Origin of the sequence: Huijunlia imazamoxiresistens, assembly GCF_037132455.1 — a bacterium.
GTDB classification, from domain to species: domain Bacteria; phylum Bacteroidota; class Bacteroidia; order Chitinophagales; family Chitinophagaceae; genus Flavisolibacter; species Flavisolibacter imazamoxiresistens.
Map to the genome: position 1 here is coordinate 141,790 of NZ_JBBBEI010000016.1, position 6,000 is coordinate 147,789.

The window sequence follows — 6,000 nt, forward strand, 5'->3', positions numbered from 1 at the left end:
AATTTGAGGCGTTGGACTAAAACAAAAAGCGCGCTAAATCCTTGATTTACCGCGCTTTTTTAAATTTTGTACCAGGTTCCTGCGGCGGGAAAGGGAAGGAAACTACCTGTCTAATGCCCTATAAATCAATGAATTTATTTTCAACGATCATTGTTCCTTTCAGGGGGAGCGCGGAACGCCTTCCCGGCCTGCAATGCACTTCATGAAAAGAAAAACCTTTTTTCGTGAATGGAAAACTTGTATACCTTTGTTCAACACTGTTGAATTTTTATCAGTATAGGCTGATCATTTTAAATGAATTTTCATGACGGAAGACCCGATTTTGGAGGATAAGATCCATAAGCTCAATATTGGCGAGCGGATCAAAATATTGCGCATCAACCAGAAGAGAACCTTGCAGGAGATCGCCGACGCCAGTGAGCTATCCAAAAGCATGATCTCGAAAATTGAAAACAACAAAACAGTGCCGTCAGTAGCCGCCCTGGTGAAGATTTCAAAGGCGTTGGGCACCAACATCTCCAGTTTGCTGGAACAGGAAGGCAGACTGAATACGATCATGACTACGGCGCAAAAGGCGAAAGAAAACCTGATCCTCACGGATAAGGGCTATGCTATTTATCCTTTTGCTTCGGAATATCATGAAAAGAAAATGCAGCCGTTCCTGTTTGTAGCGAAAAAAGATGAAGTCGTCCCGCACGGACTTTCACACGAAGGGGAAGAATTTATCCATGTGATCAGCGGTGAAATGACGGTGCAGGTGGGCGAAGTAGCCTACTTGTTGAAATCGGGCGACAGCATTTATTTTGATGCGTTGCAACGGCATGGTATCATGCCTGTTTCCAATGAAGTCACCTACCTGGATATTTTTGTCTGAACCTTTCGCGGTTGCGGGGATTCCCGCCCTATTTCCGCCCTTCGCCAGCCAGAACGGCCGCAACACAATCCTATAGCGACTTCCCGGGCACCCATGAGCGCCCGGGCTCTGCCTTATTCAAATAAAAAATCTAATCAACGTAACCGCATGCCAAAAAGAAATCTTGTCCGGTTTATCAGGACCGTGTCCCTGCTTTGCTTCGCCCTTATCCTCCTTCCCACCCCGGCCTGCCTGGCGCAGCAGACAGGTTCCGGCACCGTGCCAAAAGGCGCTTCCATCCAGGTGGATCTGAAAAGGGAAATAGGACCCATGTACCCGGCCTGGGCCTGGTTTGGATACGATGAACCCAACTACACCTACATGAAGGACGGGAAAAAGCTGCTTTCCGAAATCGCCGCCTTGTCCCCGGTACCCGTATATGTACGGGCGCACAGTTTGCTGGTAACCGGCAACGGAGAAGCTGCGCTGAAGTGGGGGTCCACCAACGCGTATACCGAAGATGCCCAGGGCAACCCGGTTTACGACTGGACCATTATTGACAGCATCTTCGACACCTACGTGCAACGGGGCATGAAGCCCCTGGCGCAAATTGGTTTTATGCCGCAGGCATTGTCTCCCAAACCCGAGCCCTACCGCCATTACTGGAAGCCCGGCGATCCGTATACGGATATTATTACCGGCTGGGCCTATCCTCCGAAAGATTACAAGAAATGGGCGGAACTGGTGTATCAATGGGTGAAACATTCCGTACAGCGCTATGGCCAGAAAGAAGTGGAAAGCTGGTACTGGGAACTGTGGAATGAACCCAATGGCGCTTATTGGAAAGCCAGCATGGAGGAGTTCTTTAAAATGTACGATTATACGGCGGATGCGGTCAAGCGGGCGCTACCTACCGCCAAAATAGGCGGGATCAACATTGCCGGAACAGGGAGCAAAGGGGCGCAGAAATGGCTGAACGCCTTTGTAAAGCACTGCTTTTCCGATACGAATTACGTCACCAGGAAGATAGGGGCCCCGGTAGATGCTTTTCTGTTTCATGCCAAAGGGCAGCCCCGGCTGGTGGACGGCCATGTACGGATGAATATGGGCACGCAATTAAGGGATATCGAAGCCGGTTTTAAACTGGTGGCTTCCTATCCCCAGCTGAAGAACATCCCCATCATCATCGGCGAATCCGATCCCGAAGGCTGTGCGGCCTGCGGCATGCAGACCAATCCCGAAAACGCTTATCGCAATGGAACGATGTATTCCAGCTATACGGCAGCTTCCTTCGCCCGGAAGTATGCCCTGGCGGACCTGTACAAGGTAAACTTTAAAGGTGCGGTATCCTGGTCGTTTGAGTTTGAGAACCAGCCGTGGTTTTTCGGCTTCCGGGATTTGGCCACCAACGGGGTGGACAAGCCGGTATTGAATGTGTTCCGCATGTTTGGCATGATGAAAGGCACACGCTTGCAGCTGGCCTCCGATCATGGCTATGACCTCCGGACAGCGGTGGATTCCAGCTTCAGAAGAACCTATACGGATATCAACGGCATGGCCTGCAAGGATGCCCGTGAGGCCACCATCCTGCTGTGGAACTACCACGATGACGACGTAAAAGGGGAAGCGGAGCCCGTGCAGGTGCAGGTAAAGGGAGTACCGGTGCCACAAGTGAATGTGCATCATTACCGGATCGATGATACCTACAGCAACTCCTACGAGGCATGGAAGAAGATGGGTTCGCCGCAAAATCCGTCGGCAGCGCAAATAGCCGAACTGGAACGGGCGGGACAACTGGAATTGGTCGGTTCACCGGAATGGGTCAAAACAACGAATGGCCAAGCCACCATCCGGATGACGCTGCCCCGCCAGGGTGTATCCTTTTTAAAGTTGGAATGGTAAGCAATAATCTCAAAATAAATAAAAGAAATAAAGTGAAATTAGTACGTACCCCCATGATGGCCGCCTTGTGTATGACCCTGTTGACGGCTGTTTGCTATGAGTCAGGGGCACAAACAGCAGCAAAAGAACCGGCAGGTTTACACCTGCCGGAGGGCTTCCAGGCCACCGTCATTGCCGAGAAGCTGGGCAAGACCAGGCATTTGGTCGTAACGCCTCAAAATGACATTTATGTACGGCTGGCCCGCCCGGTAAATGGAAAGGGCACCTTGTTGTTACATGAGGAAAATGGAAAAGCAACGGTAAAGTTGGGCTTTGGCAATTTCGGCGGTACCGGTATCTGCCTGCGGGACGGTTACCTGTATACCTCTTCCAACTCGGAGATCTTCCGCTATAAAGTGGACGGGAACAACCAGGTGGACACCAGTTCCGTAGAACGCATTGTCACCGGCCTGGTAGACAGGGGCACCCATGAAACCAAATCCATCGCGGTGGACCCGCAGGGTAATCTGTATGTCCCCATTGGCTGCCCTTCCAATTCCTGCCAGGAGCAGGATCGGCAACAGGGCTCTTTGGGGATCCAGGGATGCCCCCTGCTCGAAACCAGCGGCGGTGTGTGGCTCTTTAAACGGGATCGGAAAGACCAGACGTATGCGGACGGCATCCGCTATGCCACCGGGCTGCGCAACGTGGTAGCGGTGGACTGGAACCACCAGGCCAACCAGCTCTTCGTGATGCAGCACGGAAGGGACCAGTTGAACTCCATCTTTCCCGGCTTATACACGGTAAAAGATAATGCGGAGCTGCCTGCAGAATGCATGTATGCCCTCAATAAGGGCGACAATGCCGGCTGGCCCTACATTTACTATGACCGTTTTCAAAAGAAAAAAATGCTGGCGCCGGAATACGGCGGCGACGGCAAAAAAGAGGGCGGCGACGGCTTCATCGACCCGGTGGCGGCCTACCCGGCCCACCTGGCGCCGAACGGGCTGCTGTTTTATACCGGCAACCAATTCCCCGAAAAATACCGCAACGGCGCTTTCATTGCCTTTCATGGTTCCTGGAACCGCTCACCCGAACCCCAGGCCGGCTATTATGTCGTGTTCCAGCCGTTTAAAGGCGGCAAGCCGGAGGGCGCGTGGGAAGTGTTTGCGGATAACTTTTCCGGTTCACCGGAAAAAACGGCTTCCGGCCGTGCCGACCACCGCCCCTGCGGCCTGGCCATGGGCCCGGACGGCTCCTTATACGTCAGTGATGATGCCCGGGGAACGATCTTTAAAATAAGCTATCAGCAAACCAGCGGAGCAGCGAAGCGCCTACCGGTGAAAGCGGCCCCTGTTGCCCCGAAAGCAAAGGCAGCCGCGACAGCTGCCAAGGTCCCTGTTGCAAAACCTGCCGTTAAAAAGGCCCTTCCTGCTGCGGTGGCAACCTCCCCGGCCGTTCCAAAAGCAAGCCTGGCAGCGGGGAAAACAGTCTATATGCAAAGCTGCGTCACCTGCCACCAGGCAGACGGGGGAGGGGTAGGCAACCTTAACCCGCCCTTAATAAAGACCACGTATGTATTAGGCAATAAGGCCCGCCTGATCCAGGTGTTGCTGAAAGGCATGAGTCAAAAAGAAGTGGATGGGGAACGATACAGCAATGCCATGCCTCCCTTTCATTATTTGACCGACAAGCAAATAGCGGATGTACTGACCTATGTCCGCAACAGCTTTGGCAACAAGGCCAGCGCCGTGACCGTGGACGAAGTGAAAAAGGTCCGGGTAAAATAAGGCTATAATTAGGGCGCCCCCCTTATAAATGAGGCTGTCTCCTGTGTTTCTAAAACAGGAGGCAGCCTCTTCTTTTTACACACCTATATACGGTAAATTAGTTACCCATCCTGAAATCCTTCACGCTGCTGCTTTCCAGTTTGAGGTCTTCAAAATAGCTCACCGAGCTTTTATCCACCGGGGATTGTGCACTGATGCCGACTCCGATTTTCCCGGGGTAATCGTTCTTATACAATCGGACCATCTGCCAGTTTTTGTTATCCAGCGAATAATAGCTCGCTACGGTTTTTGTATCGGAAGAAATTTTCATGTATATATAGGGTTGCGTCACGATGTCGTGGTTGTTATCATCGGAGGTGCCCCTGGTCCGGACCGTGACGACCCGGTGCTTTCCACGCTCGTCCTGTTCAAAACAGAATTTGTGGTACAAGCTGTCATTTACATACAGATACAGAACGCCTGCGCTGTACAGTCCCGTCGGGGTGAACTCCGGGGTTACCTTTGCCGTTAACGTAAAAGGCTTTGTATTGTCCACTACGGATAAGAGCACAGGAGCCGTATTATTGGACAGCTTGCCGTCGGGGTCATTGAAAAAATCCTTTTTCTCCCCTACGGAAAACTTTATTTTCCCCGGGCCCTGCACCACGGCCAGCGTATCAGCCCCGTTGATCGCTTGGGTAAAATGTACATTTTCCAGCTTGATAGTGCAGCTGTCCCCGCGTATCGCTAAAGAATCATTCGTGCCCACCTGCGACTCTTCCGGTTGGGACGCCGCCTCATTATTGGCAGCGCAGCCGGAAAAAACGGCCGCCAGGCAGGCAAGCGCCGTACTGTAAAACATACTTTTCATTGGACTCCCTATTTTTAGCGGGCAAAAGTCGGCAGATTCGCCTTGCCCGGCAATACCAGACAGGAACCTTTTTTAGGAATGGCCGAAAAACGGTATGGCTTTTCCTTCCTGCGTTCTTTAAGGCGGTCAGCTCCCTGTAAGTTTCCTGATGGATATGCTGCGCTCATTTTGGCAGAGCTCGCTTCCAGCCATCCTACTCTATCCGGCGTATGGTAGCGCTTTTTCAACTCCCCCAATCCTCCGTTCACCGATTCATACGGCCGAGGTCAGCTCGGTCCTTGTAATTTTGAGTCATCAAACATCCGATATCCTGGAAAACGGCTGAGCATCAATAGTTTATTTAAAACCCTATTTGAAAATTCGCTAACGATCTACCTCATGAAAAACCAAAGAAATTTTCTTTCCAAAGGAAAAACCGTAATCTCCTCCGTACTCGTAGCTGCTTCCTTATTTGCCTGTTCTAAAAAAGACACGCAGCAGCCGGCTTCCCTGGACGCTGCCAATACTGTAGCTTCCGCCTATGCCAGCCCCAGCCCCAAACTGTACCTTGAAGAAACCATGGAAGGCACCAGCCCCTTCACCGCTTTCGGCGGCGGCATTGAGAACTGCCTGACCGACTGGACCTT

6 protein-coding genes are annotated in these 6,000 nt (G+C 52.0%); 4 read left to right on the forward strand and 2 right to left on the reverse strand.

Annotated elements, in window-relative coordinates:
• The first annotated feature begins 304 nt into the window (after positions 1-304).
• The 3 genes from V9K67_RS18620 to V9K67_RS18630 all read left to right on the forward strand — a co-directional run bounded on the left by V9K67_RS18620 (position 305) and on the right by V9K67_RS18630 (position 4,524).
• Positions 305-874, forward strand: coding sequence for a helix-turn-helix domain-containing protein (locus V9K67_RS18620; protein ID WP_336725072.1), 570 nt, complete (start codon positions 305-307; stop codon positions 872-874).
• 147 nt (positions 875-1,021) lie between these two features.
• On the forward strand, positions 1,022-2,755 hold the full coding sequence (locus V9K67_RS18625; protein ID WP_336725074.1) for a GH39 family glycosyl hydrolase: 1,734 nt from the start codon (positions 1,022-1,024) through the stop codon (positions 2,753-2,755).
• Positions 2,756-2,787: 32 nt separating this feature from the next.
• On the forward strand, positions 2,788-4,524 hold the full coding sequence (locus V9K67_RS18630; protein WP_336725075.1) for a PQQ-dependent sugar dehydrogenase: 1,737 nt from the start codon (positions 2,788-2,790) through the stop codon (positions 4,522-4,524).
• Positions 4,525-4,621: 97 nt separating this feature from the next.
• On the opposite strand, the gene V9K67_RS18635 is transcribed toward V9K67_RS18630, so the two are convergent.
• Together V9K67_RS18635 and V9K67_RS18640 are read right to left on the reverse strand one after the other, a co-directional pair.
• Positions 4,622-5,374, reverse strand: a complete 753-nt coding sequence (locus V9K67_RS18635; RefSeq protein WP_336725078.1) for a DUF1349 domain-containing protein — start codon at positions 5,372-5,374, stop codon at positions 4,622-4,624.
• 14 nt (positions 5,375-5,388) lie between these two features.
• The gene (locus V9K67_RS18640) at positions 5,389-5,601 is read right to left on the reverse strand and encodes a hypothetical protein (RefSeq protein ID WP_336725080.1); all 213 of its coding nucleotides are present in this window, start codon (positions 5,599-5,601) and stop codon (positions 5,389-5,391) included.
• Positions 5,602-5,752: 151 nt separating this feature from the next.
• On the opposite strand from V9K67_RS18640, the gene V9K67_RS18645 reads away from it, so the two are divergent.
• Positions 5,753-6,000 (forward strand): hypothetical protein (locus tag V9K67_RS18645; RefSeq protein WP_336725082.1); only part of this gene is annotated, 248 nt, incomplete at its 3' end.